General features: G+C 37.0%; 23 protein-coding genes, 1 tRNA gene and 6 pseudogenes. 22 read left to right on the plus strand and 8 right to left on the minus strand.

Features of this window, described 5'->3' with window-relative positions; all coding sequences use genetic code 11:
* Positions 1–248: 248 nt before the first annotated feature.
* The 7 genes from efp (at position 249) to VXQ11_RS01605 (ending at position 7,813) form a co-directional block, all read left to right on the plus strand.
* Positions 249–818: an elongation factor P gene (gene efp, locus VXQ11_RS01575; RefSeq protein ID WP_064095461.1), complete on the plus strand. Its 570-nt coding sequence runs from the start codon at positions 249–251 to the stop codon at positions 816–818.
* A gap of 171 nt (positions 819–989) precedes the next feature.
* On the plus strand, positions 990–3,089 hold the full coding sequence (locus VXQ11_RS01580) for a carbon starvation CstA family protein (protein ID WP_064095460.1): 2,100 nt from the start codon (positions 990–992) through the stop codon (positions 3,087–3,089).
* Positions 3,090–3,096: 7 nt separating this feature from the next.
* Positions 3,097–3,402 (plus strand): YbdD/YjiX family protein, encoded by a 306-nt coding sequence (locus tag VXQ11_RS01585; protein ID WP_171254926.1) that lies wholly within the window; start codon positions 3,097–3,099, stop codon positions 3,400–3,402.
* A 398-nt stretch (positions 3,403–3,800) separates the two neighbouring features.
* Complete coding sequence (locus VXQ11_RS01590) at positions 3,801–4,763, plus strand: AAA family ATPase (protein ID WP_171255250.1); 963 nt, start codon at positions 3,801–3,803, stop codon at positions 4,761–4,763.
* Positions 4,764–4,775: 12 nt separating this feature from the next.
* Complete coding sequence (locus VXQ11_RS01595; RefSeq protein WP_064095458.1) at positions 4,776–5,681, plus strand: DUF58 domain-containing protein; 906 nt, start codon at positions 4,776–4,778, stop codon at positions 5,679–5,681.
* 16 nt (positions 5,682–5,697) lie between these two features.
* Positions 5,698–7,689: a transglutaminaseTgpA domain-containing protein gene (locus tag VXQ11_RS01600; RefSeq protein ID WP_416705252.1), complete on the plus strand. Its 1,992-nt coding sequence runs from the start codon at positions 5,698–5,700 to the stop codon at positions 7,687–7,689.
* Between the two features lie 47 nt (positions 7,690–7,736).
* A tRNA-Val gene (locus VXQ11_RS01605) sits at positions 7,737–7,813 on the plus strand.
* A gap of 75 nt (positions 7,814–7,888) precedes the next feature.
* Here VXQ11_RS01605 and VXQ11_RS01610 read toward each other — a convergent pair.
* The 3 genes from VXQ11_RS01610 to VXQ11_RS01620 all read right to left on the minus strand — a co-directional run bounded on the left by VXQ11_RS01610 (position 7,889) and on the right by VXQ11_RS01620 (position 11,211).
* On the minus strand, positions 7,889–8,170 hold the full coding sequence (locus tag VXQ11_RS01610) for a hypothetical protein (protein WP_416705253.1): 282 nt from the start codon (positions 8,168–8,170) through the stop codon (positions 7,889–7,891).
* 939 nt (positions 8,171–9,109) lie between these two features.
* Positions 9,110–10,054 (minus strand): sensor domain-containing diguanylate cyclase, encoded by a 945-nt coding sequence (locus VXQ11_RS01615; RefSeq protein ID WP_064095456.1) that lies wholly within the window; start codon positions 10,052–10,054, stop codon positions 9,110–9,112.
* 866 nt (positions 10,055–10,920) lie between these two features.
* Positions 10,921–11,211: a hypothetical protein gene (locus tag VXQ11_RS01620; RefSeq protein ID WP_416705254.1), complete on the minus strand. Its 291-nt coding sequence runs from the start codon at positions 11,209–11,211 to the stop codon at positions 10,921–10,923.
* A gap of 218 nt (positions 11,212–11,429) precedes the next feature.
* Between VXQ11_RS01620 and VXQ11_RS01625 the strand changes: the two are divergent.
* From VXQ11_RS01625 to VXQ11_RS01665, 9 genes and pseudogenes are all read left to right on the plus strand, one after another.
* Positions 11,430–11,567: pseudogene (locus tag VXQ11_RS01625) on the plus strand (hypothetical protein); the annotation flags it as partial.
* 146 nt (positions 11,568–11,713) lie between these two features.
* Positions 11,714–12,094, plus strand: a complete 381-nt coding sequence (locus VXQ11_RS01630; protein ID WP_416705255.1) for a hypothetical protein — start codon at positions 11,714–11,716, stop codon at positions 12,092–12,094.
* Between the two features lie 886 nt (positions 12,095–12,980).
* The gene (locus VXQ11_RS01635) at positions 12,981–13,199 is read left to right on the plus strand and encodes a hypothetical protein (protein ID WP_064095453.1); all 219 of its coding nucleotides are present in this window, start codon (positions 12,981–12,983) and stop codon (positions 13,197–13,199) included.
* 1,061 nt (positions 13,200–14,260) lie between these two features.
* Positions 14,261–14,563: an I78 family peptidase inhibitor gene (locus tag VXQ11_RS01640; protein ID WP_064101747.1), complete on the plus strand. Its 303-nt coding sequence runs from the start codon at positions 14,261–14,263 to the stop codon at positions 14,561–14,563.
* Positions 14,564–14,625: 62 nt separating this feature from the next.
* Complete coding sequence (locus VXQ11_RS01645) at positions 14,626–14,847, plus strand: hypothetical protein (protein ID WP_416705256.1); 222 nt, start codon at positions 14,626–14,628, stop codon at positions 14,845–14,847.
* Between the two features lie 174 nt (positions 14,848–15,021).
* A pseudogene (locus VXQ11_RS01650) lies at positions 15,022–15,253 on the plus strand (hypothetical protein); the annotation flags it as partial.
* Between the two features lie 818 nt (positions 15,254–16,071).
* Complete coding sequence (locus tag VXQ11_RS01655; RefSeq protein ID WP_416705257.1) at positions 16,072–16,413, plus strand: hypothetical protein; 342 nt, start codon at positions 16,072–16,074, stop codon at positions 16,411–16,413.
* 123 nt (positions 16,414–16,536) lie between these two features.
* Complete coding sequence (locus VXQ11_RS01660) at positions 16,537–16,887, plus strand: hypothetical protein (protein ID WP_416705258.1); 351 nt, start codon at positions 16,537–16,539, stop codon at positions 16,885–16,887.
* 164 nt (positions 16,888–17,051) lie between these two features.
* A pseudogene (locus VXQ11_RS01665) lies at positions 17,052–17,117 on the plus strand (YHYH domain-containing protein); the annotation flags it as partial.
* Between the two features lie 36 nt (positions 17,118–17,153).
* On the opposite strand, the gene VXQ11_RS01670 reads toward VXQ11_RS01665, so the two are convergent.
* Positions 17,154–17,288, minus strand: a complete 135-nt coding sequence (locus VXQ11_RS01670; RefSeq protein ID WP_263600655.1) for a hypothetical protein — start codon at positions 17,286–17,288, stop codon at positions 17,154–17,156.
* 106 nt (positions 17,289–17,394) lie between these two features.
* Positions 17,395–17,565: a hypothetical protein gene (locus VXQ11_RS01675; protein WP_416705259.1), complete on the minus strand. Its 171-nt coding sequence runs from the start codon at positions 17,563–17,565 to the stop codon at positions 17,395–17,397.
* Positions 17,566–17,810: 245 nt separating this feature from the next.
* On the opposite strand from VXQ11_RS01675, the gene VXQ11_RS01680 reads away from it, so the two are divergent.
* Together VXQ11_RS01680 and VXQ11_RS01685 are read left to right on the plus strand one after the other, a co-directional pair.
* The gene (locus VXQ11_RS01680) at positions 17,811–18,026 is read left to right on the plus strand and encodes a hypothetical protein (protein ID WP_191731401.1); all 216 of its coding nucleotides are present in this window, start codon (positions 17,811–17,813) and stop codon (positions 18,024–18,026) included.
* A 75-nt stretch (positions 18,027–18,101) separates the two neighbouring features.
* A pseudogene (locus VXQ11_RS01685) lies at positions 18,102–18,519 on the plus strand (hypothetical protein); the annotation flags it as partial.
* A 478-nt stretch (positions 18,520–18,997) separates the two neighbouring features.
* Here VXQ11_RS01685 and ddlA read toward each other — a convergent pair.
* Complete coding sequence (ddlA, locus tag VXQ11_RS01690; RefSeq protein WP_416705260.1) at positions 18,998–20,089, minus strand: D-alanine--D-alanine ligase; 1,092 nt, start codon at positions 20,087–20,089, stop codon at positions 18,998–19,000.
* A gap of 269 nt (positions 20,090–20,358) precedes the next feature.
* Between ddlA and VXQ11_RS01695 the strand changes: the two are divergent.
* From VXQ11_RS01695 to VXQ11_RS01710, 4 genes and pseudogenes are all read left to right on the plus strand, one after another.
* Positions 20,359–20,943 (plus strand): annotated as a pseudogene (locus tag VXQ11_RS01695) (alpha/beta fold hydrolase); the annotation flags it as partial.
* Between the two features lie 550 nt (positions 20,944–21,493).
* Positions 21,494–21,709 (plus strand): cold-shock protein, encoded by a 216-nt coding sequence (locus VXQ11_RS01700; RefSeq protein ID WP_005237341.1) that lies wholly within the window; start codon positions 21,494–21,496, stop codon positions 21,707–21,709.
* Positions 21,710–21,820: 111 nt separating this feature from the next.
* Complete coding sequence (locus tag VXQ11_RS01705; protein WP_005168316.1) at positions 21,821–22,048, plus strand: hypothetical protein; 228 nt, start codon at positions 21,821–21,823, stop codon at positions 22,046–22,048.
* 67 nt (positions 22,049–22,115) lie between these two features.
* On the plus strand, positions 22,116–22,313 hold the full coding sequence (locus tag VXQ11_RS01710; protein ID WP_064095820.1) for a hypothetical protein: 198 nt from the start codon (positions 22,116–22,118) through the stop codon (positions 22,311–22,313).
* 429 nt (positions 22,314–22,742) lie between these two features.
* Here VXQ11_RS01710 and VXQ11_RS01715 read toward each other — a convergent pair.
* Together VXQ11_RS01715 and VXQ11_RS01720 are read right to left on the minus strand one after the other, a co-directional pair.
* A pseudogene (locus tag VXQ11_RS01715) lies at positions 22,743–22,886 on the minus strand (IS982 family transposase); the annotation flags it as partial.
* A gap of 103 nt (positions 22,887–22,989) precedes the next feature.
* Positions 22,990–23,313, minus strand: a complete 324-nt coding sequence (locus tag VXQ11_RS01720; RefSeq protein WP_416681807.1) for a heme oxygenase — start codon at positions 23,311–23,313, stop codon at positions 22,990–22,992.
* Positions 23,314–23,700: the final 387 nt, after the last annotated feature.

Consider the following 23,700-nt stretch of genomic DNA (forward strand, 5'->3'; position numbering starts at 1 on the left):
TGATGACAGTCTAACGTTGAGCAAGACATGAATAAACAAAGGATTTTCATGTCTGATTGTAACTTAGACAGCCTGAGCAGGTAAAAGCGGATTTTTTCATTGCGGCAAGACGTATTGCTCATTTAGAATACGCAACATCAAATGAATGTGCATGTGGCAAATCATGTTCGTGTCAGACTTGCTAAATGACATCGCAACAGCCCATAGCATCTATAGATTAAAGTTAGTAAGTTTGGAGTGCGCCAGTCATGGCCTATTATTCTACGAATGATTTCAAGTCAGGCCTTAAGGTTATGCTTGATGGCAACCCATGTTCAATCATGGAAAATGAATACGTAAAACCAGGTAAAGGCCAAGCTTTTAACCGCGTAAAATTACGTAACCTTAAATCAGGCAAAGTGTTAGAAAAAACATTTAAGTCTGGTGACTCACTAGAAGCTGCTGATATCGTTGAAGTAGAAATGGAATACTTGTACAACGATGGCGAAATGTGGAACTTCATGGATCCTGTTACCTTTGAACAGATCGCAGCTGATAAAACAGCAATGAGCGATGCTGCAAAATGGTTAAAAGACGATTCTAACGAAAAATGTACCATCATGTTGTGGAATGGCGTGCCTCTTAGTGTGAGCCCACCAAACTTCGTGGTATTGAAAATCGTTGAAACTGATCCAGGTGTTCGTGGTGATACTTCTGGCGGTGGTGGTAAGCCGGCGAAACTTGAAACAGGTGCTGTAGTACGTGTTCCATTATTCGTACAGCAAGAAGAAAGCGTTCGTGTAGATACCCGTACTGGTGACTATTTAGAACGTGCATAATGGTTTGAAAATAGACTATTATCGAGAGGGATGATTTAAATCATCCCTTTTTTTATGCCAAAGTCTTAGAGGAAAAGCAAAAGAACAGGCGTAAAGTCGCAAGGGAAAACAGCAGTACCTCGAACAACAACAATCACGCTGATTTGTATGCATCACAATATGAGGGATTGAATGGAAACTTTACAAAAGAAGTCCACGCTGACTTCGAAAATGATTTGGCTTTTGGTAGCCATTGTGGGTGCAGTCTCCTTTGGAGTGCTGGCACTGAGTCGGGGTGAGCATGTCAATGCAGTCTGGCTGGTACTTGCCGCCGCCTGCGTCTATAGCATTGCTTACCGTTTTTACAGTTTATTTATTGCCAATAAAGTATTTGAGCTGGATGAACGCCGTTTAACGCCTGCGCATCGTCTGGCCGATGGTCTGGACTATGTGCCGACCAATAAAAGCGTTCTGTTTGGCCATCACTTTGCAGCAATTGCCGGTGCAGGTCCTTTAGTCGGTCCAATCCTGGCAGCGCAGATGGGTTATCTGCCGGGCACGATCTGGCTACTGGTCGGCGTGGTGCTTGCCGGTGCAGTCCAGGATTTCCTGGTGCTGTTTATTTCCACCCGTCGTGACGGTCGATCACTCGGTGAAATGGCCAAGCAGGAACTGGGTACTTTTGCCGGGATTGTGGTCATGCTCGGTGCCTTAGGTGTGATGATTATCATTCTAGCGGTACTGGCACTGGTAGTGGTAAAAGCGCTGACCAACAGTCCTTGGGGTGTATTCAGTATCGCAGCGACCATTCCGATTGCGATCTTTATGGGCATCTACATGCGTTTTATCCGACCAGGTAAAATTGCTGAAGTCTCGATTATTGGTTTTGTCCTGATGATGCTGGGCATTATCTACGGCGAAAACATCGCACAACATCCATATTGGGGCCCATTCTTTACGCTTTCTGGAACTGAGTTGACGTGGGCGCTGATCATTTATGGATTCATTGCATCGGTACTGCCAGTCTGGCTATTGCTTGCCCCACGTGATTATCTGTCGACCTTCCTGAAAATTGGCGTGATTGCAGGTCTGGCCGTGGGTATCCTGTTTGCCATGCCTGAAATGAAACTGCCAGCGATTACCAAATTCGTTGATGGTACTGGTCCTGTATTTGCAGGTTCTATGTTCCCATTCCTGTTTATTACCATTGCCTGTGGTGCGATTTCCGGTTTCCATGCTTTGGTATCTTCGGGGACGACACCGAAACTGGTCAACAATGAACGCGATATCCGCATGATCGGTTACGGCGGTATGTTGATGGAATCTTTTGTGGCGATCATGGCCTTGATCTGTGCTGCAATTCTGGATCCAGGAATTTACTTTGCCATTAACTCGCCAGCCGCATTACTCGGTACTACAGCGGAAAGTGCAGCAGAAGCAGTACGAACCCTTGGTTTTGTGGTAACGCCTGAAGCCTTGACCTTACTGGCACAAGAAGTCGGTGAAAACTCGATTTTGTCACGTACTGGTGGTGCGCCTACCTTTGCAATTGGTATGGCACATATCATCACTGAAATTTTCAACAGTCGTGAAATGATGGCATTCTGGTATCACTTTGCGATTCTGTTTGAAGCATTGTTTATCCTGACTGCTGTAGATGCTGGTACCCGTGCCTGTCGTTTCATGGTTCAGGATACCGTGGGTATCGTGATTCCTGCGGTGAAACAGTCGCATAACTTCTTCGGAAACCTGTTGGGTACTGCGGTTGCAGTTGCAGGCTGGGGATTCTTCGTCTATCAGGGTGTAGTCGATCCACTGGGCGGGATTAACAGCTTATGGCCACTGTTTGGTATCGGTAACCAGATTCTGGCTGCGATGGCACTCATTCTCGGTACCGTCATTCTGTTCAAGATGAAAAAACAGAAATATGTCTGGGTGACAATTATTCCGACAGTGTTCCTGTTCATTACTTCCATGACAGCAGGCTGGCAGAAGATTTTCCACGAAAATCCAAAGATCGGTTTCCTTGCGCAAGCTGACCGTTTCAACACGGCAATTGCCAATAATGAAATCCTGGCGCCAGCGAAAACCATGGCTGAAATGCAGACGGTAGCGATGTCGAACCAGATCAATGCTGCACTTTGTGCTTTCTTCATGATTGTGGCCTTTGTGATGTTGTTCGCTGCGATTGGTGTGATTCGCCGTGCCTTGGCAAGTCCTGTACCGACCGTGCATGAGGCAGAAGCGATTTATCGTGATCCAGAAGAGATTCAGCCAGCGAAAGGTCATTAAGGAGAATATTATGAATCTGAAGTTTGCCAAAAGCGGGAAAACGATGATTTATAAAATCATCAAGATGACCGTGATGTCGCAGAAGGATTTGATCCTGAATCCGAAAAACTGGTCACGGATTGCGACCTTGTGGCAACGTTTGCAGCAAAGTTTCCGTTTGATGGTCGGTGTGCCAGATTATCAGACCTATGTGGAGCATATGCGCAAGCATCACCCGGATCTGGAACCGATGGATCCTAAGACTTTCTATCGCCACTGTGTAGATTCGCGTTATCCATCCGCGGGTGGTGGTATGAAGAAATGTCCATGTTAATGGTTAAGTAACAGCAAGCGCCTTTCGGGGCGCTTTTTTTTCTCTAAAAGAATAGGCCACCTAATAACCCTGATTGCATGAGTTGAGCTATTTCCAAAAAAATTATAAAAATCAAAAAAATGATCTGGGTGTATATACCTTTTAAGTATGAATTTTTATGTATAAGTCTTTTCAAGAGACGGCAAAGTCCTATAAGTATTTTGATATTTGATCAAAAAATATCTCTGTCTGTAGCAGTCATTTTTATTTTCTAGATCTCATTTCTGTATGTTCTTTCTATTCCGGTATTTTCTAGTGAGTGTATTTATTCAGTTACATAGACAGATGATTGATCTTTTGGGAAAATTTAAATTTCAGTGTATGTTAATCCTAGACCATGTTTTATTAAGGAATTTACTGTGATCTGGGGCATGAAACAAAAGGAAAATAACGACATTGCATACATCAATACAGGGCTTGAACAAAAGATTGCAAGTTATTCACCCAAGATCCAGCATTTTTTTGAAGAAGTTAATGCCATTGTGCTGGACAAGCAGGCTCAGACCAAACTGGCACTCTGTTGCCTGATTGCGGGTGGACATGTCCTGTTTGAAGATTTACCCGGGCTGGGAAAAACCACATTAGCCAGCAGTCTGGCACATCTGGCAGGATTGAAGTTCCAACGGATCCAGTTTACCAATGACATGCTGGCCAGTGATGTGATCGGCATTAATATGTTTAATCAGAAAGAACACCGGTTTGAGTTTAAACAAGGGCCGATTTTTACCCAGATTTTACTGGCAGATGAAATTAACCGTTGCAGTCCCAAAACCCAGAGTGCCTTACTTGAAGCCATGGAAGAAGGCTATGCCACCATTGATGGCGTGCGCTATGCCTTGCCCAAACCCTTCTGGGTGCTTGCAACACAAAACCCGCTGTTTCAAAGTGGTACTTATGCTTTACCTGAATCCCAGCTTGACCGTTTTCTGATGCGTTTATCCTTGGGTTATCCATCGCGCCATGCAGAAAAACTTTTATTACAGCAGGAATCCCGTTTTGCCCTGATTGCGAGCCTGACCCATATTTTCACTGAAGATGAGATACTGGAACTACAAAGCCTGACGCATCAGGTATTTATCAGTGAAGCCATTCAGGAATATCTGCTCGATCTGGCAGAAGAAACCCGTAAAAAACGACATGGACTTTCCACACGTGGCTTATTGGCCCTGAAGCGTGCAGCACAAGCACATGCCCTGATTCAGCAACGTGCCTTTGTCACGCCCGATGATGTACAGGCCGTATTTGTTGCGGTGACTTCACATCGTCTGGGTTTAAGTGAGGCAGAAGCCTTTAATGTCATGCAACAGGTTGCGGTCAGCTAAAGGAGTTTTCTCTTGGATAGAACCTGGCAAAAATGGCTGGCCAAACGCTTTCAATTTTCACAGCAGAAACAGCTCTCACAGAAAGATGTTCTGGTATTTATTTATCGGCAGGGTTATCTGTATCTTGTTTTGATCTTGATCACCTTTGTGGCCGGAGTGAATTATGCCAATAACCTGATTTTAGGTTTTTGTTTTTTAATCAGTGCCGTGCTGTGTGTTAGTTTCTATCTGACTTTCAAACAATTGCATGACCTGAAAATTGAATTAATTGCAGATGATATTGGTCAGGTAGGGAATAGCCTGAATCTACATTTTTATTTTCAACAGCAGCAGCTTCGTCCGCGATATGTATATATCAAGGCAGGAGATCAGATAGCAAAATTTTATCTGAATGCAGCAAAGCAGCAATTTATCCTGCCATTTTACACAGAGCAACGTGGCAAGTTTGATTACCCGATCATTCAGATTTATTCGGTTTATCCCTTTGGTCTGGTTCGAGCCTGGACCTATCTTTATCATCAGCATTCTGCCTGGATTGCTCCTAAGGCTGAAGCTTTTACGGCTGAAAATAAATATTACTTTAACCGCTTTGAACCGGATATGGATGAATTTCGTGAATTACGCAATTATCAGTCTGGGGATTCCTTGCAGGCTGTCTCCTGGAAGCAGTTTGCACGTGGACAAGGCTTATATGTCAAAGTCTTTGAACAATATCAGGATGAACACAGTATCGAGATTCATTATGAGCATATGCCAAGCCAGTCACATGAAGAAAAACTTGAATTTGTAATGGGTCTGGTCGAGCAGTGCGAGCAGCAGCAATGTGCCTATAGCCTGCATTTGCCACAGGCCGAGTTGCCACAGGGAGCAGGGGAAGAACAACTACGGAAAGCCAAACAATTGTTGGCGCAGGCCTAAAGTGGATAAAGAAACGATGAATGCAAAAATCTGTACCTCGATTGTACTGACTCTGGGGCTGATTCTCATCGCCCAAATGGCATTTATTCCTGTGCTACTCAGTATAATTTTTGCCATCAGTATTCTGTGTATCTGGATTTATCAGAAGCGTCAGCAGCCATTTCCAAAAATTGGTACTTTTCTGCTGACGTCGTTGGCACTGGGCAGTATTTATTTGAATTATCAAAGTTTTATTGGCGTAGATGCAGGAGTGGCTGTTTTATCTACATTTTTATTTGCCAAATCACTGGAGAGCAAAAATAAACGAGACCTGATTATCCTGTTTAATTTTGCCCTTTTTGTCGCTGCAAGTTCATTCTTATACAGTCAGTCATTTGGGATGGCAATCGTGATTGTACTGTGTTTAATCAGCTGTCTGATTGGCCTGTACCGGATTCAGACCAGCGAATTTGAACAGGAACAGACCACTCTGGGCACAGCATTGCAACAGGATGCCAAACATGTGGGCCAGTTTGTCTTCTACGCCGTTCCATTTTTCATACTGTTATTTATTTTCTTCCCGCGCTTGCCTCCGCTTTGGTATATTCCTATTCCAGAAAACAAAGGTGTAACAGGCATTAGCGACAGCATGTCGCCCGGTGATATTGCCGAATTGTCCCAATCCAGTGCCCTTGCTTTCCGGATTATCGGTGATGTCAGCAAGCTCCCATCACGTTCAGATTTGTATTGGCGAGCCCTGGTACTAGATGAATATGATGGGCAGCGCTGGACCAGCAATTTCAGCAATCAACAGCCTTTAATGCAACCATCGATGGATACATCTGCAGTGTCTACAGGCTGGAGTTATCAATATCTGGCTGCAGATCCTTCGGTGTTCTGGATCATGGGGCTGGAAAAATCCATACCTGTGGAACGCCGTTATTATAACCGTCAGGACTGGAGCATTGTACCGCGACGGCTTACGCAACGCGTTGAACCGATTTCATTACAATGGGTCGGTACAAAATACGAGCCTCAAACACTGCCAAGCCAATATATCGAGCGAATGAATACTCAAGTGCAGCGTAGCCTAGACCCTCGAGCCCAGAAATTGGCATTACATCTATATGAACAAAGTGCTAAAGAGCCACGTCGTTATGTGCAACAAGTCTTGAACTGGTATCAGCAGAATAATTTTGTTTATACTTTAAAACCGGGTCAATTGGGACAAAACCGGATTGATGAATTCCTATTTAATTCCCGTCAGGGGTTTTGTGAACACTATGCATCGAGTTTCGTAATGTTGATGCGTTATGTTGGAATTCCTGCACGGGTGGTCACAGGTTATCAAGGGGGAGAGTTGGCCCCGGATCGGATGAGTTGGGAGGTCCGACAAATGGATGCCCATGCCTGGACAGAGGTCTGGATTGATCAGAAATGGCAGCGCTTTGATCCAACCGCTATGATTGCTCCACAGCGTATAGACAACGGAATGCAAAATCTAATGTCTCAAGATGAACGTGTATCGGCAAATAATTCAACCTGGGCATCACAGAATAATCAGTGGATGACCAAAATACGTGTTTGGAGCGATTATGCCAGCTACCAATGGCAAAGTAAGGTGGTGGGTTATAATGCAGAATCACAACAGGGCTGGTTAGCGAAATTGGGCCTAGATTCAATCTATTCCAGCGTCGTTATACTAATATCTGGTATCAGTATACTAATATTCCTCTACATCTTGAGAATTTATTTGAAGGCAAGACAAGCTCAAGCTCCATATGATCGTATGATTCAACAGTTGAATCAATCTTTAGCTGACGATTTCAAAAAACAGCCAGCTGAAACCTTTCATCAGTGGATGTTACGTTTATCCCAGCAGGTTCAGGTTGAAAACCAGACTGCCTTTATTCAAGCCATAAAGGTTTTTGAAAAAAATCTGTATTCAGGAATAACAATGACGGAGCAAGAAATGAAAAAATTCAAGGATTTGCTTAAAACTTGCGCGGATGTTTTAAAAACTAAATGAAAAGGCTTGTCTTCATGAGAAAAAATTTATAATATGCCAAGCATTCTAGGTGTATAGCTCAGTTGGTTAGAGCGCTACGTTGACATCGTAGAGGTCAGCAGTTCGAGTCTGCTTATACCTACCAAGATTCTAAACATTAAGTTATAAGGGTTTTAAGCAAAAACAGTAGCTTAAAGCCATTTTTTATATTTCATAGTCACTAATTCTTCCTAGCACGCCCACGCTTAGCCACTGGCTTAGCAGTCAAAATCAAATTTGCCTGCTCTGGGTCGTAAAGACATTTGCCTCGAGTGCCTTTGTTAATCTCTGCACAGCGATCACGTACAGCATCTACACTAATGCCATAGTGCTGAGCCAATTCAGCTGCTGATACCAGTTTTGGGCTTACATCCTTAATCGATATGATCTTTGCACCGCCAATCTCAGATCCTATAAATAATTGAGGTGCTTCATTTTGTACAGTAATTTGAAAAATATCCATTTAAGACACCTCCTTTAAGCTCTGTACGACTCCAGATCGGTCATGCTTCGCAATATAGCTTGAAAGCATATGGGTAAATTGCATTGGCATTTTCATTATCAACTGGAACGGTTGTTATGCCTAATTTATAGGAAATAGATAGCCTAAAATTACCTTGAAATTCTTCTACTACCCAAAAGAAACATCGGCTTGTTGTTAGTTCGGTGCCAGATTAAAAGCCTTGTCCTTGTGCAGCTCATCAATGATGAAGTTGGGTACTGCAATTGTGCTCATTTCAATCATTAAGCTGCCCCTTTATAAATATTTTTATGTTTAAAGTTTGCTTCAACTAAAGCGCGTGATAAATGAAGGTAAACAGAATTACCCACCATTCATGTTTGCTCTGTTTTGGTTATACGGCAGTTCAAATCATAAAAAAACTCTTGCTGAGATACTGGTTGAACAACATCAGCAGTCTGTCTGAGTAGATCTGATCGATGCTGATTTTAGACCGTACCAACATGGTGACAAATTCCCGAGTGAGCTGAAAGAGCCAAGAGATTTTTTGATCTCTCTATATTTGTCACTATAGATTTCGGGTCATCTTCCGACGAAGTTCTATAACAGCTCGTATAGAGAAAGGGTACTAATAGAATTTGGAGAATTTTTCTTTTCATCATGTCTGCTTCTCGTAATGAGCAGATGGGATTATAGGTATTATTTTTTTAAAGTAAACAAATAATTAGATTATAAAATATAAAGATATAAAGTGTTTTAAAAAGCAATAATTATGAAGTTTTGAGATGGGAAAATCATAAGTTTTTTGACCAGAGATAAAAATATTTGGGCAAAATCGCGTATCAGATTGTGTGAAGTGCATGTGACTATTTCAATTGCATATCTTCAGATTGTAGATAGGACCTTAACAGATACAAAGAATACATCGTGCAAGTAGTTTAATTAATGGCTACTTGATTTGACCATAACTTTATTCTGATACATCTTTGCATCTGCTTCTTTGATAGCTTCAGCTAACCCAAAGGTTGGATTACGCATTGCAAGACCAATTGCAGCACTAATTCCAACTTTTGCAAAAGTATTTTGAATTCTTGATGCAAGCTTTTTAGCATGCTCTAAGTTAGTTTCAATAGTCATCACAGCAAACTCATCACCCCCTAAGCGAGCGATAATATCATTACTACGTACCGTATTTTTGAGAGCTAAAGCCATTCTTTGAATGAGCTCATCACCTGCAGCATGACCCAGAGTATCATTTGTGATCTTAAGATCATTAAGGTCTATCATAAGAATAGCAGTAGGATGCCCATAGCGCTTACAGCGCTCTTCCTCTTTGATAATCAGCTCATCCCAGGCACGACGGTTGAAAAGTCCAGTCATTGGGTCGGACATTGCTTCCATTTCAAAACGCTCAGCTTTACGTATGTACTCAGCAGCTTTTATATCGGCTTGAATCGTATAACTGAGTACCTTTGCTATCAGCTCGAATAATGGAGCATCTTCAACAAGAATTTTAGGTTGAGGTTCGGGATCAATTGCACATAAAGTACCAAAAAGAGAGCCATCTTCTTTATACAGAGGTTGGCCGATATAGGCTTTAATTGGGACTAGGTGATTTATAGGTGCGTCTGCGTAAACTTGAATATCTGGTGAATAGGGAGCAATACGGGGCGCATTGCTTTGCACCATGTGTGAGCAGAATGAGTCTGCCCAATGAAATACTTGTCCAGGCTTAACGTTATAACCATTATCTTCACTTAGTAACACGATCCAGTCATCACCCTCTGTACGAGTAATCATCCATAATTTAAAGCCAAATCGTTGAGATAAGAATTTTAAAATGGCTTGGCCAGCTTCTTCAAAGTTCTTAAAGTTAATATTATTCATGAAGTGAACCTACTGCAATAGTAAGAATATATATGTGAAATACACAACATATGAATAATTCTTATAAAAGGGAGTCAAAATAGGTATTATATAGAAATGTGTGAAATTTATACCAAAAATAATGCTTAAAGAAATTTATTTTTATAATGAAATTTAAAATTAGCCAGCGAAGAAGAATACCAAGATGTAGTTTTCTTATTACTTATGAAAAAATGCAATCACTGCCATTATGGCTGCGATATTCATGAGTATTAGAAATATATAAAAAGTCATAATGAAGAGAAGCTACCAAAAAAATTTTCAAAATTATAGGTCTAAAGAAACATTCAATATGTATCGTTATTATTAACAACGAAAGGAAATTGTAAAGTCGAGAGGAAAATTATCTTACCCTTTATATTATAATAAAATTTATATTAATTTAGTGATTTATCTAAATCATTCAAAAGTTTATCTTCATTATACGCATTGGGGGACAATCTTATAAGAACTGATAGATAGTTTCCTTTAAATTTTTTGGGATAAGCTTCACATATAAGAAAAAATATAAAGTTTATTGTTATTTAACTTTAAATTATATAGAGAATCTTATAAAAGAAAACTCGTACATATCGGATTGTTTAAGATAAAATTAGAAAAAATAAGAGATTAAAATCATGTCATCGCTTCTAATAATTATAGGATTTATATTATGCTTTACAGGGATAATTTTTGGACCACATATTTTACATAAAAAGGTCAAGAATTATATGGATGCACAAGCTGCAGGCTTCTTATGTATGTTACCAGGTGTATTTCTATTTTGTCTTGGATCTTATTTAAGATAAAACCCACTGCTAGGGTGGGTTAGGTGTCTCAATTCTAATTTAAAAAACTTCGTAATTACATACTTCTATTCTTGAAATAAAATCGAGAGGCATGGTTAGTCTCTCAGCTGTAATAGTTTCAAAATGAACCCAAATAGCAGCATCTCTATTCTCAAAACTAATACTTACAAGTTTAACCAAGTCGTAAGGTTCAACATTATGGGTCAAGATAATATTATAGAGGTGATCTGAGCGGACGTACGAAATAAGCGTTTGATGGATAGTTACTTGCTCTTTACTGCTTAACTCACTGTAATTACTTAATTCTGATAAATCATTTTGAATATTCACTTCAATCCTTAACAATCTTAAATTTTCTGTAGCAAACGGCGATTTTATCAATTTAGACAACGCTGAATATGTTGGCTTTTGTTAATTCCCTCTAACTCTTATTCTCGCTCGATAAACATGCGTGTGCCAGTCAACTACCTGAGCTACCAATATACATTGGTCGTCTAACTCATTAATTTGGCTTGAGTTCTATATTTAGAGCCTGAAGATATCTTTAGATGACCTTAAAAGCCTATGATGGCACTTGGAAACAATATGAAAAATTGATGACGCTAGCGATTGACTCTGCAATAGATGAAGCAGCCAAAGCCATTAAAAAGCATAAGAAAAATACCTATAAAGAATTCGAAGCATAATGCTAGTAATATTTTTCTGATTCAAGTATGATTTTTCTATAATGGTCGTATTACGGCTTGATCAAAAATTTAAAGAATTTCAATACCTGCAAACTTTTAGTTTGTGGGTGTTTTTTTATGTATTTAATAACAAATGGATTTGAATTATGAAGGGTATTATTGCTATTGGATTATTAGGGTTATCTAGCTTTGCGTTTGCTTATCAAAATCCGACCAAAGAAGGTGAGTGTTTCTTTGTGGATGGGGCGAAACAATCTTATGCTTGTATGATTCTCTCAGGCGGAGATGTGGGGGCGTCATACATCGATTTACAATTTAATAAGCAAGAATACCTTATCGAACAGTCTGTAGCTTGTGGTGGGAAATGCGTGCCTCATCTTGGAACTATTCCTGAAGATGTGCGTGAAGCCAAAAAATATTTTCGAAACTATAAAACTAAAAATATTATTGCTAACCAAGCCAAAGGTGACTGGACCTGTTATAAGCAGAATAAAGGAAAATTAGATGTATGTTATATCTCTAATTAATAATTGATTGTTTGTGTCTATATATAAGATCGATCACAGATTGAGCTTTTTTGTTATTTTGTTTAAACAAATGGGTGTCATACTAAGGCTTAAGTTTAAATCAAGAAGAATCCTTATGACCAGCCAAAGGGTTGTGATTTTAGGCGGAGTATTATTAGCACTTATATTCTTGTTGTGTTTCCACATGTATAGTCTTTCAAAGCAAGAAAGATTAGAGAGTCTGGAAAAACTGTCTGAAAAGTTTAAAATACCCAATAGCTAATTTTTATAAGAATAAAATAAAAGCTCGTCGAAAGATGGGCTTTTTTGTTGTCCATAAAAAGAAAATCTATTCCTGCTCGAGTACTGACCAGTGGAACAAGTCTTCGAGTAAACTTACCTTCTTGGGATCTAGATCAGGGTTTGGCATCCCGCCCTACAAAGGATTGAAAGCAATTAAAGCAGACTGTGCATGTTAGGTGGGTGTGATTGTGAGTAGCGTCTATCCCCGCGAAGAGGGATTTTTAAATATTAATCATAGATTAAAACTATACAACAATATGATTTAATTATTATTGTTGGTATGTTTTGCCACTGGAAAATATATGATTAGTGTAGAAAATAACCGGTAGAAACTGCTGTAGTTTCTTCGTGACCCTCAATGGTCCTTAGTTTATAAGCCCACTTCACCTTTCCATGAGTGGGCATTTTTTATCAGGAAAAACATGCTCCAATTCATATACTGTTTATTCGGCCTAGACGGTGTGACTGAGAACAGGAATGGCAAGAAAGAATACCGGGATTGCTTGAAGGAAATAGATGCTATTTGAAAGTATAAAATTATTCTTACATTAGGTGTTTTGCTTCTCAGTTATAATTGTATTTTTGGTAATCACTGGTGACCAAAATGACTAATAGCATAACCCTAACATACGAAGAATTGTTTATTAAGCTTCATCAGGCTATTGCTAAGCGAAAGGAAAATCCAATTCTTTTGAAAGTACCTTTACATACTATTGATAAGGATGATATTTTAGAATTGGGTGAATATTTCCGCAAACATGCTTTTAATTTTGAAACTTATTTAGAGGGCGAGAACACCTTTGTGATTGCCGTGGAATATTAGGCTGATACAGTTTTTACTAGCCTCACATTTTCTGTATATATGAGCCTATTATGGCAAACAAAATCCCTTGCATTTTAGATGTACAGGGATTTTTCTTTTCTTATTGGTGGTGAAAATGGACACAATAGAAGCAAAACATAACATTGAGAAGTACGAAACAGAAATCACTAATATGGCAAGCACTATCATACGGATTAATGTCATGCGATGAAATGAGCATGGTGGATCGGAAAATTGCCCAATCAAAAGAATGATCAAAAAGCTTTGAGAAATATGCTTAATGCGTGATGCAAAGCGAATGGCTATGATTAGGAAGCTGCCATGTATTCGTTGCGGTCACCCTCATAACTAGGCGGCTCTTTCGGCTCTTCTTATTGAGTACTAGAGGTATAATATTGATTAATAGGATTTAAATTTCTACAATTTACTCAATATTAAATAAAATATTTTCTTTATCATATTTTGCAGAATATGCTACTACCGACTCAGAATAATTTTTCTTATCCTTATCCGTATAATTAATACTTATTGAGTCTTTCGTATCAGAATAATGTATTTCATATTGGTACGAAGCATTTGGCTTCAAGTCACCTATAAAATCTATTCTTTTTGAATGTGTGTATTTGAAATTAACGTTATAAACCGGCTTATCAGTTTTATTGTTTACGCTGATAATTCCGTGATCTTAAAAATTGATTAGATTATAGGGGGGTGCTTCAGGCTGAAACCTAAATGCTGGTACAACTTAACTTAGGTGTGGTTCAATGTAATTCTAAAGGAAAGAATGTCGGAATGTTTGAAGGAAATTAAATAATTAGCAATTCGTCTAAAGAGGTTAAATAATTCTATTTGGACAGATAACTTATTTGTTAGGATGTTTGTTCATAAAAAGAACAAAAAAGATAGCTGAATGGACATGTACCTGCTTAATTTGGGAGAGTTAAGTAGGTTTTTTTTAAATTTCAATATTTAAAGAAGTGTATTAACATTGTTGATATGGCTAGGCTTGCCCAAGCCGACCTAGGTATCATCCTGCTTTTATATGTTAAAGATAGAAGCTTATGAAAATTATTTATAATTTGTCACTTATTCTTGCTGCAGTAGCCTTGACTGCTTGTGCCGGTACTCCCGAAACTGAAGTGGTTCACAAACCAGAAATGATGAAGAAATGCGTGCCTGAAAGTGCAGCAAAATTAGCACGTACGACATTATCGAGTGAAGCTGATATCAAATCAAAAACAAATGCTGAGGTTGTAAGACTTGTTGCACCTGGTCAGCCTATAACTAAAGATTATCATCCAGGACGAGTCACGGTTATTGCTGATCCACAAACTCAAACAATCTTGAAGGCATTCTGTGGTTAAAAACTGAAAAGAGCAATAATGTATAGGACCTCCTTCGGGAGGTTTTTTAATGAGCGCAAGTTATGGATTCAAAACGCTATAAAGGCTTAACTGCTAAAGGTCCAGTTAAAAATAAACCTTGTAATAGGCCACTACCTAAAGCTGGTAGAAAATACTCAGAAGTCTTCAATCGATTGAAAGAGGGCCTTAATCGAATGGAAATCAAATATGAAGAGTATTTTCATTTCAAAAGTGCCAAACACTGGTATTTTAATCTGTATGTTATTGAATATCAGTATTTATAGAAATTGCTGGCGGTCCATGGTCCGGCGGAGGTAAAGGCAAGTTAGCTACAGAAGCATGGCGTATTGATCGTTATGAACATGCGGAAGAAATAGGTTATCGCTATCAGTGCTTTGAAGTTAATGACATCAACATGGGCCGTGCGATTAAGTGGCTAAGAGATTTAAAGGCATCGTATAGAACAGTTTAGACTATTCCTACCGACAGGTCTGATTGATCAGGCCGAGGAAGATGAAGCTATTCGCTTGGCACCTGCACCAGAGATTAAAGAAGGGGGGCGTTAAAAACTGCCTTGCGTGGGGCGGTCAGCTGCATAATCCAGATCACGATCATATTGTCGAGCTGCTTCTCGACAATGAAGAGTTCCTTGGATTCACTTGGACTTCATCTGCCGCCGTAGCGAAAAAAATGTATGGTGCTGCGACACTTCAACAAGTTGCAGCGTATCAAGTTGAGCAGAGAGTTCAACTCAATGCGCCCTTTGCTGATGGCTGATACAGCTTCAGACCTCGTGATTAGAGTGGAGAATGCAAAGTTCTTCGTTTAGAACGAACTAAAAGTCTCCTGAAATAACCCTTCCATTAATTCATAACTAATTAGGGCAATATGAAATTTCAGGGCAGACTTTATTTGATGTAGGTAAAGAAACAGATCCAACACATCGCTAGTATAGTTATATTGTGACGATTCCGGCAGCGTAATTCCCTCTACAGGCACAAGAACTCCACCGCGCAATAGCGTCTTTTTTTTGTGCTTGAATTATATATTCAGCCCTTCATTAGCGAGAAAATGAATAAGAAATTGAGTATGAAAAAATTATTATGATTGATTATATGCCTAGCATTTTATATGGTAGGACAGATATTTAATTAAATCTTTTTTTAGAATGGCTTTTTTATATAAACCACAATATTTTTACCTTTTTAATCAATTGATATCTAATTATTTTTTATTGAAAATTTGATTTCTATAATATATAAATGCGTAAAATTTGAAGGATTCACCATGGTAACTAAAGTAGAATTTATGGTGATTGTACTAATGGTAATTACCTTAATATATGTAATTTGTAAAATAGGGCAACGTTGTATTTGGATTCTCTGATAGCTTTTAATTCAGTGTTTAAAAAATAACCTCCTTCGGGAGGTTTTTAATAAAGTGACTTTTCAGTTTCAAAATAATTAAAAAATTAATGTAAAGTTCTAGCCCATCTACGGGAGGGAATTATGAAAAATCTAGGGATTTGGATATTCATATTAGTACTGGCAGGATGCAGCAAACAAAAGTTTAAAGACCTTGAAGCAGATCCTGAGGTATTAAATGAAAAACAGCTGAGAGAATCAAGAGAACAGGTTAGAACCTTTATTCCGAATGCAGATTCATCTAAATTTCGCAATCAAGTGGGAGATTGTGGGGAAGTTAGCTATAAGAATAAAGACAATAAATATATTCCTTACCAGCGTTTTATTGTTCTTGAGAAGAATTTAGTACTTATAGAAAATCAAACGGAACAGAAGCAGTTTGAACTGTCTTGGAAAAGTGCTTGTATGGCAAGTTGGAACAAGTGATTATTAAGCTCCTCACTTGATGGCATCTTTTGTCACTTAAATATAAGTGAAGGTTTTTTCGTTATTTTAAATAACTAATATATATATACGGTTTCGTATTTTTTGATTATAAGGCTAACTTTAATGAAATATTTAGTGGGTAGCTTCCTTTTAGCTTTAGCACTAACAGGATGTAACTCTTACCCTGCTCATGAATCTGCTTTATCGGCATCTAATGTTAACACCGTGGTAGAAACGCAAGTTATAAACTTTGTTGGACCCATGGATTTGACCATTCAACTTAAGTCATCTGATAATTTTGAAACAGCAGAGATGATGGATAACTCTGGTAAAGTCCATCGTTTAAAACAAACTGTGGCAGCTAGTGGTGTACGTTTAGCAAATGATAAGGGTGTGTCTATTCACTTTAAGCGTGGCGAAGGTGTGGTGGAATTGGTTAAAGGCAAGCCGATTAGTATTACTGAATACAAATAAATGTGATGCATGGATGTAATTTTTAACCACCCTCTGAGGTGGTTTTTAATGATTGAAATTTGTACAAAAAAGGCTAAAACTCAGTATTCGTACCATAAAAGGAGCAAGTATGAAAAAAGTTATATTGTTGAGTCTATTGCTTCGCAACTACAACTTTTTCTCATGGTGGACGAGCTGATAAGGAGGGTTGTCACAAGGAAACTAAGACTGGCGAAAGCCATTGCCATTGATACCGGATAACTTAAAAAACGAGCTAACTCCAAACATTATTTTTTTACCATTCGATAAAATTTTTGTAACTGCTGTATTATTAACTGTTTAGTTTGTTTAACATATGTATGTTGGATAGTTGGAGAATTCAGCGTGCCTACTAAAGCGGAAGCCATCGTGATTGCGCTCATGATATTTTCCTTGATACTCATTATTTATGAAATGGGACAAGGATTAAATTGGAAGTACTAAAATATCTCCAAGTGTTGAAACAAGCCCTCATTTGAGGGCTTCAGTCTATTTATCAGAAGAATCAGATTTTTGTCCTTGTCCATCTCCATATTCTAAAGCAATTTGTTGCGCTTCGGCCGCGGCGGTAGCCTCTAGAGGTACGGATTCATCTGCGATAGCTATTGTTCCAGTAAATCCGAACAAAGTTAGTAATAGAACTTGCGAAAACTTTTTCATTTGAATTTCCTCTACGTTTCTAAGACTTAATTTCAGTGTAGAGGTGAGACTAAGCCAGCCGTGTATTGGCTATGTCCCTATATGTAAGATGATCAAGCTTTTAGTTATGGCGCTACAGGCTTATGTAAGCGCAATTATCAGATGATTCTTTTTGTTGACTTGATTAACGAAAAGTTAAGAACTCTTGCTTGAAAATATATATCCTCGGATATAAATTAACCGCAAATGATAATAAGAGCTAGGCTATGGTTGATTACAATAAAATCCAACAAGAAATAGAAAATATGAAATCTGGTGCTATTAAGTGGATTGGTAGTAATTTCGAACTAAATGACATGCAGGAAATTTATCATCTATTGTTAAATTTAGAGAGCGAGGGCGTTATTGATATTATTGCTGTAGGTCATGAATCTTATACGGGGCATCGACTCGTACACAAAGTTAAAGTTGAAAAAAATTAGAATTCATATTGAGAGTCTTTCATTAAAAGAAAACCCTCTTCAGGTGGTTTTTTAATACCCGGAACCCAATCATGAATGACTTTTTTCCTGGCAACAAATCGAAGCATCAAAATTAATGGCATTGAAGTGCGCTAGATCCAGATGAAAGATTTTGATACTTGGGTAATGCATGCTGAAGTATTGAACAGCTTCATTAAAGACCAAAATCATTCAGATGAGATTTTGACAGGGCTATTTAAAGCTCGTGATGTGCAGGTCATTTCAACTATGTCATGCATCACTGATCTGGATAGTGAATCACTGGGGTAGAGCTAGCTGCTGATGAGCAAGCTTTTAAAGAGCTGCTTAAGGCATTGCATCTGATCAATCAGGCTTGTTTTAAATATGAAAAGCCAAAGCATGGATTGAAAAGAAAGATGACTCTACCTGGTTTGATTCATTTCAGTTTCTGGTAGCAATGGGCCATCAGCACAGTGAAATCATGGCAATGACTTAAGGCGCATTTCAGAACTACGTTAAAGCAGCAAACAAAATGTATTAGCTTAAAACTTTTTTCGGCAATTTACCCTGCTGCAACAATGAACTAGGTTAATTGATGACAGGCTTAAAAAAACATCACACGACTCAAGGTTTGTTATTTGCGACACATAGAATGTCATTGAACGAAACATAAATTGTCATAAAAAAATTCTCAGTAAAGGACAAGTTTTTTATAACACCGACTTTTTTAGAAAATTAATATTTTTTAGATTTTGATAGGTTGTAATTTTTAAAAGGATTATCAAAAGAGTTAAATAATTAAAATACCTGATTGTAATTGTGGAACATTACTCAAAGAATAGGTAGAAAACATAAAAAATCAATAAAGAGCCGTTCCAGTGTGCTGAACCCTGAAAAGACTCAAGTTAAACAGATGATTTATAGAAAATAAAATAAAGCATTTCATATAACATGTATTATGTTGATTTTAGCTAAAATACTGTATTTTGAATTTTTTCCTGTTCTCGATGATGCTCTATAGCCAATTCGATTAAACAAGTGATCAAGTCTGAATAGCTCAATCCACTTTCTTCCCATAACTTAGGGAACATACTTATATTCGTGAAACCCGGTAAAGTGTTTATTTCATTAATAAATACAGTTTCATCTTTTGTTAAAAAAACATCAATTCTTGCTAGTCCTGTACATTCCAGAATTTCATATGCACTGATAGCTATATCTTGAATTTTTTTACTTAATTCAGTTGATATATTGGCTGGTATTGTTACCTTTGCGCCTTTTTCATTAATGTATTTTGTTTCATAAGAATAGAAACTATCTGATAACTCGATCTCACCACAGACACTAGCGATAGGTTTGTAATTTCCAATAACAGCACATTCTATTTCTCTACCATTAATACCTTTTTCAATTAATACCTTATGATCATAGTTGAATGCTGTATCCAGAGCTATTTCAAACTCTTCTACAGTATTTACTTTACTAACACCAACTGATGATCCTTGATTAGCAGGCTTCACGAATAATGGTAAACCTAACTTGGAGCAAGCAACTTCAAAATCTATATTTATTCTATTTCGTTTGGTTAATTTTATATATGGTGTAACGTTTAATCCTGCATCTCGTAATAATCTCTTTGATACATCTTTATCCATACATATAGCAGAACTTAATACTTGAGAGCCTACAAATGGCAAATTTACCATTTTTAATAGCCCTTGCAATGAACCATCTTCTCCAAGTGTTCCATGAACAATAGGAAAAATTACATCTAACTGTGATATAGCTTTATTTTGAAATTCAATAACTTGTTTTTCACTTTTTCCAGGAATAAAAGCTAAATTTCTTCCAGATGGATGTAAGGCTATAAGGTTTGGATCATCTGAGTTTAATAGAAATTGAGTACTTTCATTAAGATGCCAAATTCCATCTTTATCTATTCCTATCAGTGTCACATCAAATTTTTCTTTATCTATAGCATCAACAATATTTCTTGCAGATTGAAGGGATACTTCATGTTCTGTTGATTTCCCCCCAAATATAATTCCTACATTTTTTTTCATTTTTTTCCCATAAAAAGATTTATCAATAACAACATACCACTGCAATAACTTAGTGTCATTGATATGATTTTGATATATAAACCTCACTTATTTGGCATAAAATCTTTTATGCGAAGATAAGGTGTAAGCTCTAAATAGAAATATCCAAAAAGAACATTTCTATTTGAGAATAACAATCTTGTGATGGATCTTGAACCTAAAAAATCATTTATTGAAAAATGACATCGGTTGAATCGTCTTACGCTCATAATGACATTGGTTGAGAAAAATTTCCAAATTCTGATTTATATGCAGTAGGCTCTTCTGCCGGAACAGGATTATTAATACGGTACTTAGGTGAAGAGGCTGAAAAAACACCAATTAAGGCTGCATTTGCCCTTTGTCCAGGTTATAACACTGAACTAGGATTTAAAAATGTTCATCCTGTTTATAGTAAAATCATGACTAAGAAACTCATACGAAAATTTGTTTTGCCCCATCAAGAAATATGGCAGAAAATACCGCAATGGGAGGAAATCTTGCATGTCAAAACTTTAGCCGAATTTGAGAAAACATACTTTAAAATGGCTGGATTTTCTGAGTATGAAAGCTATGTCAAAGCCTCTAACCCAATTTATGTTTTTGAAAATATTAAAATCCCCCTAATGATTTTAAATGCAGAAGATGATCCTGTTTGTCATATTAAAAATTTGGAACCTTATAAACAAGCCATTATGAAGATGCCAAATATCCTTGTAGTGACTACAAGAAGGGGGAACCATTGTGGTTTTTATGAGGGAATGTTTAAAACGACTTCTTGGGCAACACGTTTAATGTCCAAATTTTTACTTAGTCAAGAAAAAGCCCAAAATTAGCTTGGGTTACATATAAGACGTTTTATGTTAAATAAAGACATTTATTATTTCTTCAAAAATTAAAAAACCGCCTAATAGGCGGTTTTTTAATCAAATATTGCTAATTGGCAATATTTAAAGCGGTAAAATTTGGTGGTTGATATATGATTTGCATATGGGAAAAAATCATCATTCCCGAAATTAAAAACATTAATATTGTTATTACAGAACTATATAATCGCATTCATTACTTATCAAACTTGCTAGACCAGCATATTACATTATATTGTTATATTTACAATATATATTTGATTTTATTTTATTTTTTATAAAAATATGGGTTTTTTATTAGAAAAATAAATATATATATTAAAAAACTTGATTATTTATATTTTTAGTGTATAGTTAACTTAACTAGAAAAAGTCTTGTTTCGGTAGATCTTCTTTAAGTATCGCAGTTTTAGTCATAATCCTTCGTTTTTTCAGATTTTAAGTCGCTTCTTTATTATTTTCAAAGTTATACTCAGTCAATAAAATGACTCAAAATTATTAAAAATTAGTAGGATATATTATGTCAAACTCAAATGTTGTTAAAGGTACTGTAAAGTGGTTCAACGAAACTAAAGGTTTTGGTTTCATTCAACAAGAATCAGGTCCAGACGTTTTTGCTCATTTTAGCGAAATCGCAAGTTCAGGTTTCAAAACTTTAATGGAAGGCCAAATGGTTGAATTCAGCGTAGCCCAAGGTCAAAAAGGACCGAATGCTGTAAATATTGTTGCTATCTAAGCAGTAGCAAGCAGTAATAAAAAGCACTCATGAGTGCTTTTTTTATAATTTAAAATTAAATTTTAAAGTTATTTCCAAAATTGGAAAATTTTCAGAAAAACAGGATTCAAGTTGTTAAAAATAAATTATTTAATTGCAAAAGCTAAAAATGGTACCGAAATTATTGTTTCATTAACTCCTCTAAATAAAATGCAAAGTACACGTCAGGGGTTAAAAACAATCGAAGTGGGTAAAAGAGTTCTTCTTTCATCGGGGATGGAGGTTGATTTAAATTTAGATGGCCGTACATTTTATACTTCTTTAAATCAGTTGTTTAAACTAGATCATAGAGTTGTTTAGATAAAAGAACTAAAAATCATATATTTATTTAAATGGTTTCTACTATAATTTTATGGAAGGTATATACATGCTTAAACAGAGTATTAATGTTAAAGATCAGTTTGGGGTTAAACACACTATTCAAGCGACTGTGGATCATCAGTTTGCCAGTACTCGCTCTCATTCGAATATAAAACATATCACTGTTGATGGGGAAAATATTCGACCTAGTTTTGAAATGTTTTTTCAGAGTACTGTAAGTGGGAAAATTTTCAAAATTGCATAGATAGTACGAAGTTTAAGCTAGTATATTTTTCAAGTGTACTTTAAAAGTTAAGGCTAGCTTAGCCTCATTAAAAGGACTAATTTTGTATTATGCAAAATTAGTCCTTTTGATTTAAACCGGGATATTAAATCGTATACATAACCATTTCAAAAATAATTGTTTATGATTAAAATTTGGTGCAGCTACAGCATCTACTACTAGCCAGGATTTATTGAAATTTAATGTCAAATTTAATGGTTGATGCGCTTTAAATTCACCGATTTTATGGTCATGGAGTTCAAAGAAAAACCCCTTCAACCTTTCAAATTGAGTACTATTCTGAAAATTTGGAGATTCTTTTAAAAAGTTATAAATTTGTTCTATAGTTAATAAAGAGACTGTGTGGAACATTGTAACCTTTCATATGTTTTGTATGGTTTGATTATGACATATATAGACGTATTTAGTTTTTTTCTTTTGTGCCGTTCGGATTCTTAAAGAATGACAACTTTGTTTGAGAAATTTCCAATAAGTTGCTTCATATTTAAGAAAGAAATCATTAATTACGCAAAATAATTCGATACTATCGAATATCAGGACTAGAGCTTTAGGTTTGGTGTGCTCACTCAACTGATGGCTCTAGTCCTCCTGTTTTTCAAGTTAATTTCTTATCCGCGATTCGGGTTACTTAAAATAATTAAATTTTAGTCGCAGTGGAAGCTACCTGCGAGATGACTAACTTAGAGCTTATCACTGGATTATTTTCAGCAGTAGGGCCACCATTTGTAGGGCGATGATGTGCTTGTTTAAAGGCATCAGACTGACGCCATACCTCAAACTGTTCTTGTGACTGCCAATACATATTGACACTCATTTCATCATGATCCTCTTGTTCTGAGACTAAAACTTCAACTTTTTCAAAACCATCAAAGCTTTGAAGTGGGCCTTCTTTGGTAAACATTGGGGCCATTTTTTTGCCCATGCCTTTTTTTACGCAAATGCGATTAGTCACAACAATCATGAATTACTCCTCATTAGTAAATAATAGAGAGTTTAAAATATTTTTAAAATATACACCGTTGTTGACAAGTATAAATATTTAAATGCTAATGCAATCGATAAGTATTATTATTTAAATATTAAATGATATGCTTTCAAAATTGATTAAGATCACAAGAGTGGATTTATAAAGTCTGCATAAAATCTCTGATGAGCTGTGCATTTGGCATAGGTATTCAGGGTAGCGTGTAGAAATCCCTGCAAAGAGAATGCTCGAGATCAGGATATTGCCGATGATTTCAGCATCCGAAAATTGCGGGGCAGTGTTTCAGCAACTAGCTTGTGATGGATCATATGGGCATACTTGAAGCATTATAGCCATTCCTGATTAAATTCCGTAGCCTTCCGT

The organism is Acinetobacter sp. 197, assembly GCF_048148385.1.
GTDB classification, from domain to species: Bacteria; Pseudomonadota; Gammaproteobacteria; order Pseudomonadales; family Moraxellaceae; genus Acinetobacter; species Acinetobacter pecorum.

Bases quoted from the DNA above. Each gene is read 5' to 3' on its own strand.
- efp (WP_064095461.1), top strand. From the start codon at position 249: ATGGCCTATTATTCTACGAATGATTTCAAGTCAGGCCTTAAGGTTATG.
- VXQ11_RS01580 (WP_064095460.1), top strand. From the start codon at position 990: ATGGAAACTTTACAAAAGAAGTCCACGCTGACTTCGAAAATGATTTGG.
- VXQ11_RS01600 (WP_416705252.1), top strand. From the start codon at position 5,698: ATGAATGCAAAAATCTGTACCTCGATTGTACTGACTCTGGGGCTGATT.
- VXQ11_RS01610 (WP_416705253.1), bottom strand. From the start codon at position 8,170: ATGGATATTTTTCAAATTACTGTACAAAATGAAGCACCTCAATTATTT.
- VXQ11_RS01615 (WP_064095456.1), bottom strand. From the start codon at position 10,054: ATGAATAATATTAACTTTAAGAACTTTGAAGAAGCTGGCCAAGCCATT.
- VXQ11_RS01630 (WP_416705255.1), top strand. From the start codon at position 11,714: ATGAAGGGTATTATTGCTATTGGATTATTAGGGTTATCTAGCTTTGCG.
- VXQ11_RS01635 (WP_064095453.1), top strand. From the start codon at position 12,981: ATGACTAATAGCATAACCCTAACATACGAAGAATTGTTTATTAAGCTT.
- VXQ11_RS01640 (WP_064101747.1), top strand. From the start codon at position 14,261: ATGAAAATTATTTATAATTTGTCACTTATTCTTGCTGCAGTAGCCTTG.
- VXQ11_RS01645 (WP_416705256.1), top strand. From the start codon at position 14,626: ATGGATTCAAAACGCTATAAAGGCTTAACTGCTAAAGGTCCAGTTAAA.
- VXQ11_RS01655 (WP_416705257.1), top strand. From the start codon at position 16,072: ATGAAAAATCTAGGGATTTGGATATTCATATTAGTACTGGCAGGATGC.
- VXQ11_RS01660 (WP_416705258.1), top strand. From the start codon at position 16,537: ATGAAATATTTAGTGGGTAGCTTCCTTTTAGCTTTAGCACTAACAGGA.
- VXQ11_RS01670 (WP_263600655.1), bottom strand. From the start codon at position 17,288: ATGAGCGCAATCACGATGGCTTCCGCTTTAGTAGGCACGCTGAATTCT.
- VXQ11_RS01675 (WP_416705259.1), bottom strand. From the start codon at position 17,565: ATGAAAAAGTTTTCGCAAGTTCTATTACTAACTTTGTTCGGATTTACT.
- VXQ11_RS01680 (WP_191731401.1), top strand. From the start codon at position 17,811: ATGGTTGATTACAATAAAATCCAACAAGAAATAGAAAATATGAAATCT.
- ddlA (WP_416705260.1), bottom strand. From the start codon at position 20,089: ATGAAAAAAAATGTAGGAATTATATTTGGGGGGAAATCAACAGAACAT.
- VXQ11_RS01700 (WP_005237341.1), top strand. From the start codon at position 21,494: ATGTCAAACTCAAATGTTGTTAAAGGTACTGTAAAGTGGTTCAACGAA.
- VXQ11_RS01710 (WP_064095820.1), top strand. From the start codon at position 22,116: ATGCTTAAACAGAGTATTAATGTTAAAGATCAGTTTGGGGTTAAACAC.
- VXQ11_RS01720 (WP_416681807.1), bottom strand. From the start codon at position 23,313: ATGATTGTTGTGACTAATCGCATTTGCGTAAAAAAAGGCATGGGCAAA.